This is a genomic window from Neptuniibacter sp. QD37_11 (genome assembly GCF_047778105.1).
Classification (GTDB): Bacteria; Pseudomonadota; Gammaproteobacteria; order Pseudomonadales; family Balneatricaceae; genus Neptuniibacter.
On sequence record NZ_CP180552.1, the window covers coordinates 1,230,081 to 1,250,753 of the forward strand.

Annotated in this window: 20 protein-coding genes; 17 read left to right on the top strand and 3 right to left on the bottom strand. The window is 43.2% G+C overall.

Annotated elements, in window-relative coordinates; translation table 11 throughout:
* The first annotated feature begins 204 nt into the window (after positions 1 to 204).
* Genes ACMXYT_RS05490 through ACMXYT_RS05500 form a run of 3 tightly spaced genes read left to right on the top strand, consistent with a single transcriptional unit; the run spans position 205 to position 5,844 of the window.
* Positions 205 to 1,638: a Wadjet anti-phage system protein JetA family protein gene (locus tag ACMXYT_RS05490; protein ID WP_415895839.1), complete on the top strand. Its 1,434-nt coding sequence runs from the start codon at positions 205 to 207 to the stop codon at positions 1,636 to 1,638.
* Positions 1,628 to 2,404 (top strand): DUF4194 domain-containing protein, encoded by a 777-nt coding sequence (locus ACMXYT_RS05495; RefSeq protein ID WP_415911977.1) that lies wholly within the window; start codon positions 1,628 to 1,630, stop codon positions 2,402 to 2,404. The genes ACMXYT_RS05490 and ACMXYT_RS05495 overlap by 11 nt, the downstream gene beginning before the upstream one ends.
* Complete coding sequence (locus tag ACMXYT_RS05500) at positions 2,401 to 5,844, top strand: SbcC/MukB-like Walker B domain-containing protein (RefSeq protein WP_415911978.1); 3,444 nt, start codon at positions 2,401 to 2,403, stop codon at positions 5,842 to 5,844. The genes ACMXYT_RS05495 and ACMXYT_RS05500 overlap by 4 nt, the downstream gene beginning before the upstream one ends.
* Before the next feature lie 63 nt (positions 5,845 to 5,907).
* Here the strand turns inward: ACMXYT_RS05500 and ACMXYT_RS05505 are convergent, their stop codons facing one another.
* Positions 5,908 to 6,594 (bottom strand): hypothetical protein, encoded by a 687-nt coding sequence (locus tag ACMXYT_RS05505; protein WP_415904034.1) that lies wholly within the window; start codon positions 6,592 to 6,594, stop codon positions 5,908 to 5,910.
* A gap of 172 nt (positions 6,595 to 6,766) precedes the next feature.
* Between ACMXYT_RS05505 and ACMXYT_RS05510 the strand changes: the two genes are divergently transcribed.
* The 4 genes from ACMXYT_RS05510 (at position 6,767) to ACMXYT_RS05525 (ending at position 10,557) form a co-directional block, all read left to right on the top strand.
* On the top strand, positions 6,767 to 7,132 hold the full coding sequence (locus tag ACMXYT_RS05510) for a hypothetical protein (RefSeq protein WP_415895843.1): 366 nt from the start codon (positions 6,767 to 6,769) through the stop codon (positions 7,130 to 7,132).
* A 30-nt stretch (positions 7,133 to 7,162) separates the two neighbouring features.
* Positions 7,163 to 8,515 carry a DUF3422 family protein gene (locus ACMXYT_RS05515; RefSeq protein WP_415911979.1) on the top strand — a complete coding sequence of 451 codons (1,353 nt, stop codon included), beginning with the start codon at positions 7,163 to 7,165 and terminating at the stop codon, positions 8,513 to 8,515.
* Entirely contained in the window at positions 8,512 to 8,829 is a 318-nt protein-coding gene (locus ACMXYT_RS05520) for a BolA family protein (RefSeq protein WP_415881734.1), read from the top strand. The genes ACMXYT_RS05515 and ACMXYT_RS05520 overlap by 4 nt, the downstream gene beginning before the upstream one ends.
* Before the next feature lie 171 nt (positions 8,830 to 9,000).
* A complete protein-coding gene (locus ACMXYT_RS05525) occupies positions 9,001 to 10,557 on the top strand; it encodes a methyl-accepting chemotaxis protein (protein WP_415911980.1) in 1,557 nt (518 codons plus the stop codon).
* 74 nt (positions 10,558 to 10,631) lie between these two features.
* Here the strand turns inward: ACMXYT_RS05525 and ACMXYT_RS05530 are convergent, their stop codons facing one another.
* A complete protein-coding gene (locus ACMXYT_RS05530) occupies positions 10,632 to 11,096 on the bottom strand; it encodes a methylated-DNA--[protein]-cysteine S-methyltransferase (protein WP_415911981.1) in 465 nt (154 codons plus the stop codon).
* A gap of 130 nt (positions 11,097 to 11,226) precedes the next feature.
* Between ACMXYT_RS05530 and ACMXYT_RS05535 the strand changes: the two genes are divergently transcribed.
* From ACMXYT_RS05535 to ACMXYT_RS05545, 3 genes are all read left to right on the top strand, one after another.
* A complete protein-coding gene (locus tag ACMXYT_RS05535; RefSeq protein ID WP_415881731.1) occupies positions 11,227 to 11,463 on the top strand; it encodes a YdcH family protein in 237 nt (78 codons plus the stop codon).
* Between the two features lie 126 nt (positions 11,464 to 11,589).
* Entirely contained in the window at positions 11,590 to 13,368 is a 1,779-nt protein-coding gene (locus tag ACMXYT_RS05540) for an ABC transporter ATP-binding protein (RefSeq protein ID WP_415911982.1), read from the top strand.
* A 250-nt stretch (positions 13,369 to 13,618) separates the two neighbouring features.
* Positions 13,619 to 14,077, top strand: a complete 459-nt coding sequence (locus ACMXYT_RS05545; RefSeq protein WP_415881729.1) for a glycine zipper 2TM domain-containing protein — start codon at positions 13,619 to 13,621, stop codon at positions 14,075 to 14,077.
* A gap of 90 nt (positions 14,078 to 14,167) precedes the next feature.
* Here ACMXYT_RS05545 and ACMXYT_RS05550 read toward each other — a convergent pair whose 3' ends face one another.
* Complete coding sequence (locus ACMXYT_RS05550) at positions 14,168 to 14,728, bottom strand: TetR/AcrR family transcriptional regulator (RefSeq protein WP_415911983.1); 561 nt, start codon at positions 14,726 to 14,728, stop codon at positions 14,168 to 14,170.
* 88 nt (positions 14,729 to 14,816) lie between these two features.
* Between ACMXYT_RS05550 and ACMXYT_RS05555 the strand changes: the two genes are divergently transcribed.
* From ACMXYT_RS05555 to ACMXYT_RS05585, 7 genes are all read left to right on the top strand, one after another.
* On the top strand, positions 14,817 to 15,965 hold the full coding sequence (locus ACMXYT_RS05555; RefSeq protein ID WP_415911984.1) for an aromatic ring-hydroxylating oxygenase subunit alpha: 1,149 nt from the start codon (positions 14,817 to 14,819) through the stop codon (positions 15,963 to 15,965).
* Between the two features lie 16 nt (positions 15,966 to 15,981).
* Positions 15,982 to 16,599 (top strand): DUF2141 domain-containing protein, encoded by a 618-nt coding sequence (locus ACMXYT_RS05560; RefSeq protein WP_415911985.1) that lies wholly within the window; start codon positions 15,982 to 15,984, stop codon positions 16,597 to 16,599.
* 8 nt (positions 16,600 to 16,607) lie between these two features.
* Positions 16,608 to 17,009, top strand: coding sequence for a hypothetical protein (locus ACMXYT_RS05565; protein WP_415911986.1), 402 nt, complete (start codon positions 16,608 to 16,610; stop codon positions 17,007 to 17,009).
* A 373-nt stretch (positions 17,010 to 17,382) separates the two neighbouring features.
* A complete protein-coding gene (locus ACMXYT_RS05570) occupies positions 17,383 to 17,526 on the top strand; it encodes a hypothetical protein (protein ID WP_415911987.1) in 144 nt (47 codons plus the stop codon).
* A 218-nt stretch (positions 17,527 to 17,744) separates the two neighbouring features.
* Entirely contained in the window at positions 17,745 to 19,070 is a 1,326-nt protein-coding gene (locus ACMXYT_RS05575) for an AAA family ATPase (protein ID WP_415911988.1), read from the top strand.
* A gap of 8 nt (positions 19,071 to 19,078) precedes the next feature.
* Positions 19,079 to 19,999, top strand: coding sequence for a DUF4435 domain-containing protein (locus ACMXYT_RS05580; protein ID WP_415911989.1), 921 nt, complete (start codon positions 19,079 to 19,081; stop codon positions 19,997 to 19,999).
* A gap of 70 nt (positions 20,000 to 20,069) precedes the next feature.
* On the top strand, positions 20,070 to 20,501 hold the full coding sequence (locus tag ACMXYT_RS05585) for a hypothetical protein (protein ID WP_415911990.1): 432 nt from the start codon (positions 20,070 to 20,072) through the stop codon (positions 20,499 to 20,501).
* The last annotated feature ends 172 nt before the right edge of the window (positions 20,502 to 20,673 follow it).

A 20,673-nucleotide genomic window follows, 5' to 3' on the forward strand; every position in this document is an offset into this window, starting at 1 on the left:
CGATAGAGTTATCAACTAGTTAAAAGCACCCTTTATGGGTGCTTTTTTGTTTTCTAGGGGAAGATGAATTCCCGTCTATATTCAACTACGAATATAGTGGATTTAACCCTTATCCCTAGTCCAATTTTCCGCTAGAATCGGTTCCTATTACCTTATAAAAATAGAACCCTGTTCACGGGTTTAAAGACCGCGGATTAACGCTGAATGCTGTTTAATAAACTTCCTGATAACTTGTTTTTGCCTTTATCCGGGCAGAATCGACAGGTTTATCAGGCTGTACTTATCTCATTGGCCGACCTGTTCTTTGACGAAGATTTGGTTGACCCGTTTGTACCTAAGGATTTGGTACGTTCAACGATCGAAGGGGCGGTAATTCGTCTAGGTGTTCGTCGTTGGGAACCAGAAGAGGATGATTCTGAAGAGGATCAGCAAGAACCTCCTCGTTCAACTGCCGAATATACCAGTCGCATCTATCGTCGCTTGGTTTCTACTGGGTGGTTGGAAGAGGAGCAGCGTATCTATCGCAGTTATGTCCTGCTATCTCCTGCGAATAGCTTCCTGTTACGTACTCTGGTTTCGATTGCGAACCTAGAGAAGCGTAGCTACGGCGGTGCGGTTCTTAACGTATTGAGTTCGTTAGAATCTGCGATCAATGATCCTCAAGGGCGTGGTATTACTTTATCAGAAGCGGCTCAAACAGCAGCTGATTTCAGCGCCCACCTTACAGATATGATGCTTGGCCTGCGTGAGCTAAAGATCAATCTGTCGCAAACCAATAACCCGCAAGAGATTGTACGTAACTTCTTTGATCGATTCGTAGAGCATATCTTGGTTTCAGACTATAAAACCCTGAAAACCAAAAATAACCCGTTCCGATTCCGTCAACAGATTTTATCTCTATTGCGAGAGTTACAGTTTGATACAGTCAAACTGGAACAGTTGATCATGCACTATCAAGAGCAGTTTGAAGTTGATATTCATGATGCTGAAGCGCGCGTGCATCAACATATCAACCGTATTATCCGTATCTTCGAATCAGTGGATCAGCGCTTAGCGATCATTGACGATTTCCGCTACAAGTTGGAAAAACGTGTATCTGACACTGTTCGCTACATGGATAAAACGACGCCGGGTATGGCTTCACGTCTATCCCGCGTAATCGCTCAAATCAGCGAAAAAGATGGCCGCGAAATCCCACGTATCCAAACTTTGGATACAGTTGGTTTCCTTGCGCCGGGTAGTGTTCGTGCGCCGGTTAAACGTCGCACCATTGCAGAACCTCAAGTTATTACGCGTAAAGAGATCGATCCAAAAGTTCTACAGCTTCGCCAACTCTTTAAGGAATACAAAGAGCGTCGTGAAGTTAAAGTTGATCGTATAGAAGCGTATTTAGAACGCCATCTGATTGGTCGTGAAAAGATTAACGCCTCCGATTTCGAGATCAGCTCGATCGAAGATTACATCTGCTTTAGTTACGTCCGCCACCTGAAATCATTAGGTAAGAAAGCGCGTAAGACGAGCGAGCAGTATGAGATTAAATTCCAGGAAAATTACGTGAACGTTGCCGACATGGTTGAGTGTCGTGATTTTTATATAACTAGAAAAGATCATTCAAAGGAAGTTTCAAATGCTAGGTGATCTGCAGAAAATTATCGGTCGCAGCGATCAGTATCAAGCCAGCGATTTTAGCCGTGCGGCGAATCAACTGCTGACCAATCAGTTCCTATATGCGGAGCGTCCTGGGCACCGTGAAAGCTATTTTCTAGTTTCTTCGCATGTAGACTACTTTACTAATCTTTTTGAAGCGATTGGCTGGTCTTTTATCCATCAGCCTGATGAAGCTTATATGGGTATCATCCCTAAAGGTGAAGAGCGCTTTATGCGTTTACGCTTGGATGAATCCTTGTTGCTGCTTTGCATTCGTCAGCAGTATGAACAGCGCTTAGAAAGTTTCGAAGTGGAAGCAGGGCAGGCATATACCAGCACTGATGAGTTGCTTACGGTATATGAAAACTTAACGCGTAAAGAGATTCCAAACGAAACGCGTTTGAAAGAGATCCTTTCCTTGTTCTCTCGTCACGGTGTTATCGAACGCGGTAAACCTGATGAGATGGAACCTAAGAATATCCCGCTTAAGATCAATCCAGTAATCCGCCAGGTTGTGGTTGAAGACTTTATTCGTCAGCTTGAAGGCCTTTGTGAGTCCAACGAGCAAGATGGTGAAGTTGTATTGGATATGGATGAAGTCGCAGAAGCAGCAGTAGAGCCTACTGAAGAAAACAACGAAGATGTTTCAGAAACGGAAGTCGATGCAGAATTAGAAGCTGCTGACGAAACATCTGAAGAGCCAAACGAAGCAGTCGCTGAAACGGCAGAAGAAAAAGAAGAGGTACCAGCTGAATGAAGCAGCTAAATCGAATTATTCTGGTTAACTGGTACGTTCTTGGTGCTGTAGAGATACCGATTAAAGGTAACGTTGCGGTTGTCGGTCCAAACGGTTCTGGTAAATCATCCCTATTGGATGCGATCCAAACAGTATTGATGGGTGGTAACAAACGTCACTTGAGCTTCAACGCATCGGCGGGTGAAAAGAGTGAGCGTAGCCTACGTACCTACTGTCTAGGTTTCCTTGATGACGATGGTAAAAAGAATACTGCACGTCATGATTCGCTTTGTTATTTGGCATTGAGTTTCTTCGATACTGAAACGGCTAAAGAGACGACGGTTGGTGTAGCGATTAGTGCATCTACTGCGTCTGCTGATGAAGATGTTCTAGGTCGTTTTATTCTGCCAGATTGCTCTGTATCACTAGATGACTTTACCGAGAAAACAGGTGAAGGCCGTCTGCCTAAAGCGTGGGATCAAGTTCGCGATCACTTGTATAAGCAATGCCCAGATATGATTCTGGAAAAGCGTTCTAGCCGTTTTGTTCGTGAATTGGTAACGCACCTGAGTTACGACCCAGAGATGCCAAACGATGACGATAAGTTTGTTAAGAACTTTAAGAACGCGCTTAAGTTCGTGCCAATCGACAGCCCTACACGCTTTATTCGTGAGTTTGTTCTAGACGAAAACATTGTCCATGTCGGTGCATTCCGTAAGTCTCTTGATGAATACCGCGCGATGGAAACTAAGACGCGCGAAGTAGCGAACCGAATCGGTGAGCTAGAGAAAGTACAAGAGCTTTGTAATGGTATTCAGCGCAATGTGAAAAACGCTGCAGAATACGAGTGGGTTGTTCACGAAACACGTTTTGAAAATGCAGACCTTAAAAAAGAGGATGCTGCAGAGCGCTTGGAAGATAACCAAGCGAAAGAGGAACAGGTACAGGTAGATCTGGAGAAGAAGAGTGAAGAACTCAACCAGATTATGCAGAACTTGGCCGAAGCCCGTGCAGAGCTAAATACCTCTGATTCAGCTCACAAAGTTAAGGCGCTTGAGTCCTCTATCACAGCTAAAACGCACGAAGTTAATGTTGTGAAAGAGCGCATCCAAGGCGTTTATAACCTGATGCGCACGACAGTCGGTTTTGCTGAAAACAGCGAATTGCTACCTGAGAAATTCCGTCCTGTTGTTGAACAGTGCGTAGAACAGTGGCGTTCTGGTCAGGACATCATGGCGGATCTATGGCCACAATCTCCTGTAGAAGTTGATAACGTTCTAGAAAACCTAAAACGTCAGGTTGAAGGTGTTCGCCGTGATATCGCACGTCGTTATGAGCACTCAGTAATTCGTATCAATGAGCTGCGTTCAGAAATTCAGAACCAGAAAAGTGCCGTTGAAGCGCTAAAACAAGGTCATGCTCCGGTACGTCGTAATACCCGTGAATTGATGGAGTTGCTGCAAGAGTACGGTATTGAGTCCACGCCGATCTGTGAACTAGCGGATATTAACGATGACAAATGGCGTATTGCGATTGAGTCTTTCCTAGGTGCGCGTCGTGAAGCGTTAATCGTCGATCCAGATCGTGTGAAAGAAGCGATCACGCTATACCGTCGTAAAGGTCGTCACCTTAAAGGTTGTCGTATCGTTAATACGACCAAATCTGGCGATTGGCTAAACCGTTATAAAGCGGGTTCACTGGCTTATTTCATCGATACAGAAAATGATCATGCTCGTGCCTATATGAACCGTGCACTAGGCGGCGTGATGGCGGTAGAGACTGAAACCGAACTACTTCGTCATGAGCGTGCATTAACTTATGACTGCATGTTGCAGACAGAAGGTTCGACAACGGCAATTAATGAACAGCAGCCTATTATGGGTATTCGTCGTCGTTCTGACCAAGCTGCGCTTCAAGGTAAGCAGGTTGATCAGCTAGTATCTGAATTCACGCAGCTGGGTAAAAATCACGATACATTGGAAAAACTACGTGATGCGTTAATTACGCTGAACAACGGTTTAGACAATGTGAACGAACGTGTATTCGACTTGGTTAACCAACGCGAACAGCTTGATACAGAGATCGAAGGTCAGCGTCAGGCGATCACCGATCTACGCAACCAAGATGACACGGGCGTGCAACAGCGTATTGCTGATCTGGTTGCTGAGCAGAAATCTACAGAACAGATGCAACGTAGCTTGATGGATAAGCTGCAGAAAGTACGTACGTCCATCATCAAAGATACGGCAGCGCTAGAAGTATTCGACCAAGAGCTAGAAGAGCACGCAACTGCACGTGCTACTTGTGAAGAGAAGGGCGAGTTTGATGCGCAATCTGCACAGGAAAAACGCGATTACCTAGATGAATCATGCTCTGGCGAACTCGAGCGTATTATCTTTGAAGCAGCGAAGAAGGCTCAGTCCGAACTGTCTCTGCACGAGAAGAAGAAAAACGCTGTGCGTGATGGCGTTGCGCAGTACAAAGCGAAATACCATGGCGGTGGCTTAAGCCATCAGCAGCTAGATAAAGTTACACCAGATTCTACTCATGAAGAGCTGTCTGCATTTGTAGATGAAACCGTACAAGCACTTAAAGATTCTGAACTGGCTAACTACAGTCAGAAAGCAGAACGTGCACGTCTAGAAGCAGAAACAGCATTTAGATCTGACTTTGTGGCGCACTTGAACGATCAGATCAACAAGATCAAAGATCTTATTCGTGAGCTTAACCAACATCTAAAAGGTCGTCCGTTCCATAAAGAGATGTACAGCTTCGATATGATGCCTAACCCTGAATTGAAAGATATTCTGGAATTGGTAGAAGCTTACACTCAGATGGATTCCGCGAACGTTGGTTCTCTATTCGATCTGAAATTCGATAGCGATAAGCCTCACAAAGATGCACTGGCGAAGATTCACGAAGTGCTGAAAGATGAAGGCGAGAGCAGTTTGTTGCAGGATTACCGTAACTTCTACAACTTCGAATTGGTTGTAAAAGATCTCGACGGTAACCGTAAAACAACGCTAACTCAGCGTATCAAAACCGGTTCCGGTGGTGAGCACCAAGTACCGTTCTACGTGGCAATTGCTGCAGCCCAAGCTGCAACATACCGTCTACGCGAAGGTAATGATGGCAACCCGCTAGGTGGTATGAGCCTGTCTGTATTCGATGAAGCCTTCAACAAGCTGGATTCTGAGAACACAGTAACTTCACTTGGTTTCATGAGCGATCTTGGTTTGCAGACAATTATCGCTGCACCGGATGAGAAGTACTCACTACTAAGTTCTTGTATGGATACCATCATCAACGTTTGCCGTGATGGTCGTATCGTAGACTTGGATGTTGAGTTCCCAACGCTTCAAGGGCGTGAACTTCTAAACTCTGACAACCCACTAAAAATGATGGCTGAGTTAGAAGCAGAAGATCAAGACGAGCAGGCGCTTGAGCCAGAACCGGCTTAACCCTCTCGGAATAAAAAGGCGCTTCGGCGCCTTTTTTTATTGGCTGGAATATATTACCGAATATTAGCTAGATGTCTTTAAGCGTGGCTTTGGCCAAGCAAGCTTAGGGATCAGGCTAATAAATGGTTGCTTACCACGGAAGATATGCAATCGACCTTTATGTACCTGACCGATGCATTGCTCAACAGGGTCGAGCAAAATCATCATAATCGTACTGACGCTCGGCGGCGGAGCCCCGGCATTTTGCTTACTGCCCGGCAGCGCTTTTACTTCATTCTGTAGGCTGGAGAATTGCTGATGGCTAATGAGTTTCGCCAACGTTTGAGCGTCCCATATATCAGGCTGCGCCATTAAGGGCTCAAGTAAACCGAGCGTATTGGGTGCGACCAGGCAGCGCTCACGGCTAAAGTACTTTCGAACACTCAGATCGGTATGGACTTTAAGTAGGGAGTTATCGCGAACATTACTGTCGAACGCCATCTGCTCCAGACCACTCAAAATTGCATTTAGATCCCAATTACAGCCTTTTATTAAGCGCCAGACAGGTTCCATGCTAGTACGCGAACCTAGGCTGTATTTCACCGCATCATGAATCAATGTGTCTTTAGGTAGTAGAGTGATCTTTAGAAAGGTCGTCTGAAAATCGACCAAGCATTCAGGGCTTTCAATAAAGCAGTATGGCAGTTCACGGCGGCAGAACGCCATCCACTGATCGCGCGAGTTAAGTTGTTGTAATACAGGAATAATCACAGAATTAACTCAATAAAACAGTTTCGTTCGACTAGCCAAAGGTAGTAAGCTAAAAAGCTACCTCAACAGAGGGTAAACTTCATCTCTTTACCCCTATCAGGTGATCAATCAACTGTTATGATGGGTCTAATAATTTATAGCCCGAGTATAACCAAAGCTAAGGATAAGAACCATGAAGTTGCTTAACCGTTCAGCATTTGTTGTTTTACCGCGACAGCCATTTGCAGACTGGACTAATAGTTTAGATGTAGATGCCGACGGTTTACACCAGTGCTTAACTCTAGACGAGCAGCGTAGGGAAGGCACCGTTTATCTGGTCGATGAAGTCAGCACGGAAGAGGATTTCTCTAAAGCGCTAGAAGCTCATTGGCAGTCTATCTTCGAAAGCGAGCTTTCTGCTTGGGATGAGTTGGGCGATCATTGGCCGCGTGAAATTAGCTTTGCTAACTTCCAAGAGTGGTTTGATGTCTATCCGCAAATCATGGCGTTGGATTTAGCTAAACAGCCATTAATGATGGCCAATTTGGAAGATGTATAGCCGAGTTAGTTAAGGGCTTTTGGAGATTTTATGGAGCAGATTGTTAACCCTCATGGACTGAAAATGCACCCAATGCGGGAGCGTTTGTACAGTGAATTACACTCGCGCCCGTTTCAGGTTATTCCAAGTCCGGCTCGCATTACCCATTTAGCAGTGATGTGTAATCCTGAAGAGAGCAAACAGCAGTTTGCGCACCTGCAGGAGTTGTTTAAGCATTTCGGTGTTGAGCCACCCGCAGTTGATGAGCTTTGTTACCACGCGGATTTCGGTAATCTACGTGTGCGCCGTGAGAAGCACATGGAGTTCACTACATATACCTTTATCAATACAGGCATTGAACAGGGCGGTAACCCATTTGAAGTTACTGGGCTAACACCGCTACCAGAAGGTTGGCTTGCTGAAATCCCTGGTACGGTGATGTCGGCCTTCCACGTTTCAGTAGAAGATGCGCGACAAACACATGAGTTGAATCTGCCACTAGTAAAACGCTTCTTTGAAGGTATGCGTTTAGTGGGTAGTAGCCCGCAAAATGGCGATGCCCGTGTGTGGACAACCTTCCAGATGCACAGTGATGGTTTTGGTCGTTTCCTGATCTACAACAAGCAGATGAGTGATAGCCAGCTAGGTCGATTAACTCAGCGTATCATGGAGATTGAGACCTACCGTTTGATGGCATTGCTTTCATTGCCGACTGCGCGTGATATCAATCCAACGCTTGGCGATATGGACCAAAAGCTGGCTGATATTACCGATCATCTAGCCCATAGTGGCGATATCGATGAGCAGGAACTGCTGTTCCGCCTTACCGATATGGCATCTTGGGTGGAAGACTGCAGGGCACGAGCAACCTTTAGGTTCAGTGCAACTTACGCTTACCATGACCTGGTTATTAAGCGCCTTGAAGAGCTGCGAGAAGACGAAGTCTCTGGGCACTTAACCATTACCGAGTTTATGACGCGTCGTTTAACACCTGCGGTAAAAACCTGTCGCGCGACCAGTAATCGTCTTGAAGATCTATCCCGTCGTATCGACCGTGTAGCAGAGATGATGCGCACGCGTGTAGAGCTATCGATCCAATCGCAAAACCAAGAGCTGTTGGCTTCTATGGATCAGCGCTCCAAAGTTCAATTAATGATGCAACATACGGTAGAAGGCCTATCCGTAGCAGCAATCAGTTACTACACTATTGGTTTAATTAAATACCTATTAGATGCCGTGTATAACTCTGGTGTAGATCTGAACAAAGATCTGATTTTAGGTATCTCGGTACCTGTTGTAATCGGCGCTGTTGCATTAACGACACGTAAAATCCATCGACACTTCTTGAAAATGGCTACAGAAGAAGTGGAAAGAATGGATGAAAGTAAAAAGAGTAAAAAATGAGTATTGAAGCGGTAATTAGAAATCGTCTAGAAGATGGTCTGGCAATTGAGCATCTTGTGATTGAAAACGAGAGTCACATGCATTCTGGCCCTGCAACTGACTCACATTTTAAAGTAACAGTTGTGTCGGATGATTTTGAAGGTAAGCGAAAGGTACAGCGTCACCAGCTGATTTTTAGCTTCCTATCCGATCGAATGAACAACCCAATTCATGCCTTGTCGATGCATTTGTTCACTCAGCAAGAGTGGCACGACAGAGGTCAGGCGGTTGCCCCGTCACCGAAATGTTTAGGTGGCTCTAAAGCTGATAAATAACAAAAAGCGACTTCGGTCGCTTTTTTATTTTTGACCGACTGAAAGGTCTGATGAGCTGGATCAAATTCCCTAAAAGTAGCACTATCTCTCAAAAGAATAACCCTATATATTCTAATGTTAGATATATGAAATATAAGAAAAAATAGCCATTGAGATGTAACAGGGGCTGCTATGAAAAATAACCAACCCGTTAATAATACTGAGCGTAAATTCAGTAACGATACGCCGCTGATTTCCACCACGGATTTAAAAGGGCAGATAACATTTGTAAACGATGCCTTTGTGGATATATCAGGTTTTACTCGGGATGAGTTAATTGGTCAGTCTCATAACGTTGTTCGACATCCTGATGTCCCACCACCGGTTTTTGGCGATCTCTGGTCAAAGTTAAAAGAGAATAAGCCTTGGATCGGTATAGTTAAAAACCGTTGTAAGGATGGCTCTTACTACTGGGTAAATGCTTATGTGACTCCGATTGTAGAGTCCGGCCGAACCATCGGCTATCAATCTGTTCGAACAGTGCCTACCTCCGGTCAAGTTTCTCGCGCAAACGATGTTTATAGTCGACTAAATAACAACAGTCGTCGTATCTCGATGCACGATATGTCTATTCAGACCAAGATCATCATTATGTTGTTGTTAGCGGTGCTTATTCCTATGGGCGCAGGCTACTTCACACAGTGGTCACCGATGATCACAATGGGTGCAGGCCTAGGTGCTTTTATATTATGTGCAGGCTTGTCCTATCACTGGTTGGGCCCTCTACGCTACCTACAGTCCCGTGCTAAGCGTATGTTAGATTCAAAAGTACTTGAAGAGATGTACGCTAATTCTGTGAGTGAAGTAGGCTCAATCTATTTAGGAACAATGGTAGATCAGGCACGAATCCGCTCTGCTAATGCCCGTGTTACCTATTCGGCAAAAGAGCTTAATAAACAAGGTGAAGATACGATCGGTATTGCGCGTCAGGCCAATCAAGCGATCGAACGTCAGAGCTTAGAAATTGAAGATGTTTCAGCGCATATTCAAAGCCTCTCCATTGCTATTGAAGAGGTTGCACAGCATGCAAGAACCACTTCCGAAGAAACTAAACAAGCGACCAATACAGCCGATCAAGGTCACTCGATTGTAAAAGGCACAATCGATGCGATTCATCACCTAGCAGAAAATGTTGAGCAAGCGGCTCAGCAGATTGATAGCTTGCGCAAAGCGACCGAAGAGATCGCGAGTAAGACCTCAGTAATCTCTGAGATAGCCGATCAAACTAACCTATTGGCATTGAACGCCGCAATCGAAGCGGCGCGTGCCGGTGAGCAGGGGCGTGGATTCGCCGTTGTTGCGGATGAAGTACGAGAGCTCGCTAAACGTACTCAGCTGTCTACTAAAGAGATCGATACTACGATCGCAGAGCTTCAGGGCGAAGCCGCTCAGGCGATGTCGATGATGGAGAAAAGTCAGGATTCAGCAAAAGGCTGTGTTGATAAAGCCGGTGAAGCGGGTTCTGCGCTGCAAGAGATTATGGCGGGTGTAGGTAGCATTGATGATATGAGTACCATGATCGCCGCTGCATCCTCTCAGCAAAGTAATGCTGCAGAAGAATTAAAGCAAAACATCATGTCTATTCAGGAAGCGGCGCAAGTTGCTCAGTTGGCTGCTCAAGCTACAGAACGATCTTCTGTAGATCTTGCAGATACTTCTAAAACGATTGTCCAGAGTGTAAGTGTTTAAGCTCAATCTGAATTGAAAAAGGCTGCATCTGCAGCCTTTTTTGTGTCTTTTATTCTGTCTTAAATAAGATTGGGTTAGATCAGGTCTTTAGTTTCTAAATTTAACAGATAGCTCTTATTCTCAAGCCCGCCGGCGTAACCTGTTAAATTACCATTACTTCCCAATACTCGATGACAAGGGATAATAATGGGAATCGGGTTGCGGTTGTTTGCCATCCCTATAGCTCTAGCGGCTTTTGGGTTGCCTATTTTCTTAGCGACTTCACCATAGCTACAGGTCTTACCGTAAGGGATTTCGTTTAACGCATTCCACACGGATTGCTGAAACTTTGTGCCATCAGGTGCCAGTGGAACATCAAATCTTACCCGCTTCCCAGCAAAGTATTCGCTTAGTTCAGAAACGCACTGATTGGTGAGCGCGTTGCCCAAAAGCTCGGGCACCGTTTCATTATCTTGTAGGAAATGAATCGAGGTAATAGCACTGTTGTTAGCTTTAATAAGCAGAGAGCCTAATGCGGTGTTCATGATTGCTGCATACATAATATTAACCTCCACTTATATTCTTTTTTATAGTTTGGAACCTGTATTGATGTCCGTCAATGCTTTGTGGTCATCAGAGGAGGAGACTGAAGTCAAAGAGATAAGAAAGAACGATTAAGGGGAACATCAAATGCCTATTGAACATCATGATTTGATTCACGAATTTCCAGAGCACCGTGACCGTATTCACAATCTAAAAATGGAAGATGCACATTTTGCTCGCTTATTCGATGAGTACCATCAGGTGACAAAAGATGTTGAGCGAATGGAATCTGAGGTTGAGCCGGTATGCACTCAAACTGAAGAAGCAGCCAAGTTTAAGCGCCTTAAGTTAAAAGATAAGCTTTACAAAATGCTACAAGCATAATCGCTAAGCCTAATTAGAAAACCCGCAGATATTGCGGGTTTTTTTTTGATTTAATTATTCTAATCCAGAAAACAATTTAGCGAGTACAATTTAGTTATTACTGAGTTTGCGTAAAAAGGATAGTTTGTGAAGCCTTACTACAGTTGGCGCTATATCTTAAAAGTGGCATCCGAGCATAAAACGGAGCTGATTAAAGCGAACATTATCGCTTTCTTTGCCGCTTTGGTTTCTGTTCCGCTACCACTGTTTATGCCATTGTTGGTTGATGAAGTTCTGTTAGATCAACCTGGGTTTATTGTTGAAACTGTTGGTTCTATGTTCCCGCCTGAATGGCATGGGCCGGTGCTGTTTATCGGTGTGATTCTGTTTGTCACATTGTTTTTGCGTTTAGTCGCCCTGATGATGAACGTTTGGCAGGCGCGCCAATTCAGCATTATCTCCAAAGATGTAACTTATCGGATTCGGGTTGGCTTATTAGAGCGGCTTAAAAAAATCTCGATGGCGGCTTACGAAACTGTTGGTAGCGGTGCGGTTTCATCCCACTTTGTGACCGATCTAGATACCGTAGATCGCTTTATTGGTAGTTCGCTCAGTCGTTTACTGATTGCATCCCTATCGATCTTAGGTACTGCCATTATTCTGCTGTGGATGCACTGGCAGCTTGCCCTGTTTATCTTGTTTCTTAATCCGGTGGTGATCTATTTCACCACCATGGTTGCCAAGCGGGTTAAGCACCTCAAAGGTCAGGAAAATAAAGCATTTGAGGTGTTTCAATCGGCATTAACCGAGACACTGGACAATATCCAACAACTGCGTGCCTGCAATCGCGAACAACATTATCTAAAAGGGCTGATCGCAGAAGCCAAAACCGTACGTGATCATTCAACGGCATTTGAATGGAAAAGCGATGCGGCCAATCGCTTAAGCTTTGTCTTGTTCATGATCGGCGTTGATCTCTTTAGAGCGGTTTCAATGCTAATGGTGGTTTTCTCCGATCTGACCATCGGTGAGATGATGGCTGTGTTTGGCTACCTCTGGTTTATGATGGCGCCAGTGCAAGAGATTCTAGGCATCCAATACAGTTATTACGCTGCTAAAGCTGCTCTGCAGCGGATTAACAATTTGGCAGACTTTAAAGAGGAGCCGCAGTACCCAGCCAAGGTTAATCCATTTGAAGGTAAGAAGACCGTCGCGGTTAAGTTACAAGATATTCACTTCAGTTATGAAACCGGAGTCGAGGTACTCAAAGGCGTCTCGGTTGATATCCCAGCAGGGCAAAAGATTGCCTTAGTCGGTGCCAGTGGCGGCGGTAAATCAACCTTGGTACAGGGACTGTTGGGCTTATACCCAATCGAGAAAGGGGAGATGTTCTTTGATGGTGTATCGATCAAAGATATCGGCCTTGCCTGTGTTCGGGATAACGTCGCAACTGTACTTCAGCATCCTGCTCTGTTTAACGGTTCGATTCGTAGCAATCTGACCATGGGCAAAAGCTATTCAGATGAAGAGCTTTGGAATGCCTTAGATGTAGCGCAGTTAAAACCGTTTGTTGAATCCCTAGAGCAGCAATTGGATACGCAGGTTGGGCGGCAGGGCGTAAGGCTCTCCGGAGGACAGCGCCAACGTATCGCTATCGCTCGTATGCTATTAAGTGACCCTAAGGTTGTCGTACTAGACGAGGCAACCTCGGCATTGGATGCAGAGACCGAGCTGAATTTACATCAGGCTTTAAAGAGCTTTCTAAAAGATCGTACTACCATCATCGTGGCTCATCGTTTAAGTGCAGTAAAACAAGCCGATCATGTCTATGTGTTTGAAGATGGCAAGATCTGCGAGCAGGGCAATCATTCAGAGTTATTACAAAGTAATGGCCTTTACTCTAGGCTCTACGGTGAATATCAATAAACGCTATGGCTGAGTTGGTTCATCTTTGGTACATGCTCAAGGTGTAAACTCAGTGAATAATATTTATGGGTCGGCGTGGATCGAATTAAGCTCAAGGCTGTCAATAGGGATAATCAAAGATGCATGGACAGGCTCGAGTAGGCTATAAAACGGTTTCAGGGTATTAATTGCTAAAATGTAATTGATAGTAGAAAGGGATTTTGGCCCGAACAAATCATCTGATATGAAGATCAGATAAGAGGATACACCTATGAGTAAGTATGCAGTTGTTGTGACAATGCTATGTGCGCTAACACTAAGTGGTTGTGTAAGTAATTTAAGCGGTACAACCTATTCGCGTAGTGAAGCACGCCAAGTTCAGCAAGTTCAGTACGGTGTTGTGCAATCTGCCATTCCTGTAGTTATTGAAGGAACCGGTGGTGTAGTAGGTGGTGCAACAGGTGCTGTAGTGGGTGGCATCGCAGCCAGCAATGTTGGTGGTGGCCGCGGTAAAGATATCGCGACAGTATTAGGCGCTGTTGCCGGTGGTGTCGCAGGTAAAAAAGCAGAAGAGATGCTAACACGTGCACAAGGACAGGAGATCACTGTGCGCTTAGACAATGGCAATATGGTATCTATCGTCCAAGAGATGGACGGTGGGCCAGCCTTCGCAGCAGGCGATCGTGTAAGGGTGCTAACCCGTGCAGGTACTGCTCGCGTGACTTACTAAGCCTAAGTTAGCTCTCATCTAAAAAGCCCTTGCTAAATAGCAGGGGCTTTTTTTTAGTTTTCTTTTATGAGCTTTATTTATGAACTTCCTTTAAGAGCGATGAATTCCCTTGAGTAAGGTATGTACTAGCTGTTGTTCAACGTCGTCTTTAGTCATCGCGCCCTGTGCCAGCATCCAAGAAGCACTATAGAGCAGGCTGTCTAATACCGAGACTACCCACTCAGGGGTTAGGTCGGCATTGATCTCCCCTTGGCGTTGTCCTTGCTCGATCCACTGCTTAACTGTCTCCATCTGTTTTCCATACAAATCTAAAAACTCCTGATCCATCTCTACCAGCGTCCAGACCATCTGCAGAAAATGGAAACGATCGGCTAGGGGGAGAAGTGCCGCAATCAATTTGCGAAAAGCAGCCTCTCCCTGATTACCGCTGGTGATAATAGGTTGCATCGCCTCTTTAACAATCTCCAACGATTCGACAGATATGGCTGTAATCAAGCTTTCTCGGGTAGGAAAGTGCCTGTAAAGCGTTGCGCGTCCAACACTCGCTTGGCTTGCTATCTCACTTAAGGATGCGTGCGGGTTGTGCAGCAATACTTGAAAGCTGGCATCCAATAAAGCGCGCTGTGATTTCTTTATACGTAGATCTGTCATTTCAAATTCTCATAATGAGACATTGTTGTATCATAAATGCTCTGCTAATATGATACATGAGTGTTTCATATTATATAAGAGATTTGCCATGACAAAGCTATTTGAACGTTATAAGGAAACAGCCAGTCTTCCTCTAGGCGAGGCATGCAGCTTACCTTTTGCTGTTTATAAAGATAGCCAGGTTGCCGAACTGGAAGCAGATAACATCTTCCATCAGCAATGGGTGTTTGTCTGCGCTACCGGCATTTTAGCTGAGGTTGGCAGTTACTTCGCCTTTACGTTAGCGGGTGAATCTGTTGCGGTGGTTCATGGTAAAGATAGGCATATCCGCGCTATGTCTAACAACTGTAGCCATCGTGGAACACCCTTGTTATCAGCGGGTTTTGGTCATATAGAGAAAAACATCGTCTGTCCTTACCACGCTTGGACTTACTCAGATAACGGCGAGCTAAAAGGTATGCCTTTTGATGCCGCCAAATGTGTAGATAAGCAGCGTCATGAGTTACCTAAGTACGCCTTACAAGAATGGATGGGCTTACTGTTTATCAATCTGTCAGATAACCCGAGTGACCTCCTGAGTAGTTTGAACATGATCAACCCTTATTTACAACACTACAAAATGGAGCGTTTCACACAAGTCTATGGCGGTGCTAGCGAACACTGGAACAGCAACTGGAAGCTAGCCGTTGAAAACGGTATCGAGAGCTATCACCTGTTTATGGTTCATCGTGAAACTCTAGAGGTAAATACCCCTAGCAAAAAGGCCTATTACATTGCCGGTGATGCTAACTGGAGTCTGACCGGTGGTGAGATTGTCGAGCAGCGCAGTGCATTATCTCGATTCTTCACAGGTGATACGCCCGAGCCTCTCAACCACTATGTACTGATTTATCTACCACCAGGCTTTATCGGCATTCTTACCTATGAATCTTTTGATTGGATTGCAGTTACTCCAGATGGCCCAGAACACTGCTTCGTGCATGGCGGAGGGATGGCAGAACACGCGCCTGATAAAAGTGATAAAGCCAGTAGTGAGTTCGCTGCGGCGTTTTTGCAGGAAGACAAAGATATCTGTGAACTGGTGCAAAGCGGTATGGGGTCTAGGCACCATAAAGGCGGTACGTTGCTGGAAGTAGAGCGGATCGTCGTGGACTTTCATCAGTATTTAGCTAAACACTTATTTGGCGCACAGGTCAGCCCTTTCCATGAAAGCGATGAAGCTGGAATGTTTAAATAATTAGCAGGGGTAAAACATGATACGTGCCATTATTTATGCGGTTCTGGTGTGCGGAATAATGACCATCGGGCTGGTGGCTATAGATCTGAATAAGGATAAGCCGGTTTCTGCTCTATCAGAAAAGAAGGAACTATCTGAAGTTGATAAACAGCCCTCCAAAAAGGATGAAACAGCAAAGGCTATTCCTTCAAAGGCAAAAGCAGCAAAGGACGCTCCGACAAAGGCCAAAGATGATCAAGTTAAACCCCAACAGGTAAGCCAAAAAGCAACAGGCATCACGCTAACCGCTTTAATTAAAGGTTTGCGTAACGATAAAGGTCAGATCATCGCTCAGCTGTTTGATAACCCAGATACGTTTAACAACAATCGTTATGATCAAGCCGTCCGCACTTTGGTGATACCTGCCAAAGGTTTTTCTGGAGAGCTGAATTTTAATCAGTTACCTCACGGTGAGTATGCACTGGTGCTATTCCATAATGAAAACAGCAACCAGCAGTTTGATCAAACTGGCTCTTTGATTGAGGGTTATGCCTACTCAAGTAATGTCGGTAAAACTGCGGTAGTGAATTATCGACAAGCAGCCTTCCATGTTGATAGCGATAAAAAACTAATTATTAGCCTGATTTATCACTGAGGATTTGTATGGGAACGTCAGCACCAACAAGCGTAAAAGTAAAAGCCTCGGCCCCTAGTCCCGTTGAGGCTAAGGGGAAGGATGAGGTTAAGAAAGGTCAGCAGCCAACGCCAAAAAACGCCAAGGTTTGGCCTTGGAAAACGCTCTTGGGTCTAACACTGATTCTGACCGAGTTATGGCTAAATACAGGCATTATCTGGGGCGTATTTATGCTGTTGTGGGCCATTATGGGCATCAGCTCAGGACAGACCTATATTCTTGAGGTTTTGCAGCGTAAAGAGCACCCAATTCTGTTCTGGTTTACTATCCATCTATGGCTGCTGTTTGCAGCATTCTTCTTTGTGAGTAATCAGCATATCTATTCTTTATGTCTAGCTGTGGTTGCAAAGGTAACTGCTGTGTTTGGTTGAGTTAATAGGGTCTAAGCCGTGTAGCTATAGCTCGTATTACTAACTAATCTAAAAGCCCTTACTAAATAGCAGGGGCTTTTTATTGGCTTGGTTTGCTGTCTAAGGGTTAAAAGCCCAAATATTTGATAGTTGCTTTTTATCTAGTGCTGAGTTAAAAATTCTTAAGAAACAAGTGGATGTAATTCAGGCGTGGGGGGCTATGGTCCCGTTTATCAATCGATATAGAGCATGCATGGTTTGTCATGGAAGAAACTTTGTAATTTCGTGTTTATTCCTTCCTTTTGAGTTCGTTACATCTGTTTTCAATAAATGCGGTTAGGGTAGATTTACGAATCCCCGTATATACAAATGTTCAGCTTACGATGGAGAATGTATGCCAGCACATACAGAAATAAATCCTCTTAATTTTGAGGTTTTGGAAGTTGTTAATGATCTTAATGGTTTCTCTGTAGCGTGGGGAATCAGGGAAGATGGAACCAAGCGCCTTCAATGCGCTGGTATGGAGAAGGGATCATAAAGGCTATCCAAAGACATTTGGCAACCCTGTTTGGTTTATGTTTCCAAATGAACTGAGCTTACCAATATTGCAATCGTTGGATGCATACAATCTTTTGCATCGCGGTGTAGAAAAAGCTTAAAACTCAATATCACAACGCCATTGTGTGGCCGGACTCGCTGACGCTCGCCGCGAAATTTTCAACATTGGGTCAACAATCAAATACAAAGGAAATAACCTTGATTGAATACATAAAGATATTCGAATTGCATGGCGAAAAAGATGTAATTCTAAACTTTGACGATGATATAAAAATCATTATCGGAGATAACGGAACAGGCAAAACAACTGTTCTAGGTGCCCTATATGCGATTCTATCTCAGAACTATCATAAGTTAAGCAAACTTGATTTTGAGAAAATCGAGCTCCGATTTAAAAGTGGAGATTTAATTAAAATAAGCAAAGATGACCTCGGAATTAGTACATATTTAGAGTTGCTTGAACATCCGGTACTTGAAGAAGTTCAAAATACTTTATCTCCTGATGATTTGATTGACTTAATAAGAACTGTAAAAGGATTACCTTATTCTAGAGTTCAGCATATGGCGAACTTTAGAAAAGTATTGAGAAGGGTTAGTTGGCATAGTAGAGAGCTGTATGATCGACTTTCTTATGTTGCTGATAAAGTCATTAATGAAGAAAAAGCAACAACGGTTAGTGATGAAATTAAAGAAACCGTTCAAAGAAATGTTAACGGTACAATTCTTTACTTGCCAACATATAGGAGAGTTGAAGAAGCGATAGGTAATCTAGGTTATTTGGAGGATGATTTTAGATCAAAAGACCAGCTCATTCAGTTTGGAATGGATGATGTGAAATTAAGATTTAATAAAATCAAAAATGAACTAAAAGAATCTGCTGTTACTTTATATACGAACCTTAATGGTAAGATGCTTACGCAGTTGACCTCAGACTATAAAGCCACAGAAAAAGAATTTGCTAAGATTGAAAAGACAGAAGAACTTAAAATCGTTCTTGAACGAATTGGAGATAGCATTACTGGAACAACTAAAGAACGAATATTAAAGTTAATAAATAACGGAGAAATTAAAAGAGACCGTTACCACCCATTAGTCTTTGTATTGAGTAATTTGATTGATGTTTATCTTGAACAGAAAGAAACTGATGACTCAATTAAGAAATTTGTTGAGATTGCAAACAAATATCTGGTAAACAAAAAATTCAGTTACGACGAAAATAGTGTAGACATTAAAGTTGTTAACAAAAAAACTAAAAACACCGTTGAACTAGAAAATTTATCTTCAGGTGAGAAACAGTTGATTTCTTTGTTTTCAAAACTTTACTTGAATAAAGCTCAAGATTATATCGTGATTTTTGATGAGCCAGAACTTTCCCTATCCATAGAATGGCAAGAAACATTATTGCCAGACATGATTGCATCAAGAAAGTGTAAATTCCTCGTTGCAGCAACTCATTCCCCCTTCATTTTTGAAAATGAGTTAGATGATAAAACTGGAATTATTGAAGTAACAAGGGAAGGTTAAATTTAGTGATGGATCGTGCTGAAATGATGCGGAAGAAGCGTCAGTCTTCTTCTGTTGACCTATTAAAGTTAATAAAAAAAATTGACTGTTTTGACTCAACTTTAGTGTGTGTATTTGAAGGTGAAGATGCAAAATACTATGGATCCCGTATTGATCAACACTTTGGTGATTTTAAGAGAAAAAATTTGTCATGCAAGGGTAAAGATAAAGTATTAACTTTAAAGAAGAATGTTGAGAAAAACAGTTCCATTAAAGGAGCCAAAATACTCTATTTCATAGATAAAGACTTTGATGAAAAACAAGAGGATATCAACCTATACTGTACCCCATGCTATTCTATTGAAAATTTATATGCCGACTACAATGTTCTTAAGCGTGTACTTACTGATGAGTTAGGTCTTTGCGACTTCAGGCATAATGAGACGATAGAGGTAATAATAAAATCTTATCAGGGTTTTGAGTCAGAATGCGATAATAAGTTAATTGATTTAAATGCTTGGATCATGGCAAGAGTGAAAGAAAATGATTGTAGTGTCAAACTCAACCTGAATAATCATGATGTGGAAAAATTCATTTCCTATCATGAAGGAGTTGTCGAGAAAAAATACTCTATCAACCATTTAGATTCTATCTTCTCAATTGAGCATAAATTATGTCAAGACCTTCTGAAAACATGTGCCGCTGTTATACAAGCTTCAGAACTGAAGAGTTCTTGTAGAGGTAAATATAGGCTTGAATTTTTCAGGTTGTACCTTGTTAATCTTTTTGAGATGGCGAGGAGAAAAATTGGCTACTTTGAAGGTCTTAAGATAAAACCGAAACTTAGTCTAGCCAAAACGAATGTAGTTTCTGAGTTATCTCAGTACGCTAACACTCCTGATTGCTTGGGATTATTCCTAAGTAACTGCAGGAATAGAATTACAGCATAGGAGATCTAACAAGTGGTTTAGGTGGCGCCTAAGGCGCACCTGAACCAAGCGTTAGGTGCAAGGAGAGACAATGCACTTAGTTGAAAAAGATGATCAAGCTAAACACCTGAATTCCAGAATTGAGGAGTTTTTGAAATGGTCAAAGAAAAAGTATAAATTCAATAATAGATTCCATGTTTTTTTACTTTGTTTAGGTTTGGTTAGTAGTTCTTTTACTGGTTATTTTGGGTTGGTATCTACAGAAAACTCAGTTTTAGCAGGAAGTTTAGGTATATTTACTACGTTTTTAATCGCGTTACAGAACGCTTTTAAATTCAACGAAAAGTCATATGTTTATTTGAATTTACATAACGATGCAAAGAATCTAAGAGACGAGCTATCTTACGAAGTAAACAACAGATCTGATGTTATAAATGTATCTAATAAGTTCAAAAAATTAAAAACTAACGGTCTTGAATCATTGCCAAAAGAATCCAACTTAGAATCAAATCAAAATAGTTAAAGGGGGGGAGTCCTTTGATTAAGGGGCGTTACAGCTCAAGGAAGATTGGCAATTAATGGGGTCAGAGCCCTTTAATTATTGGTGGTTATCGGCTGGTGAAATACTTAACAAGTAACCACAGCTGATCTTTGCAGTATTCTTCCTGTATTTAGCGGCGAAAGCCCTTAAACCC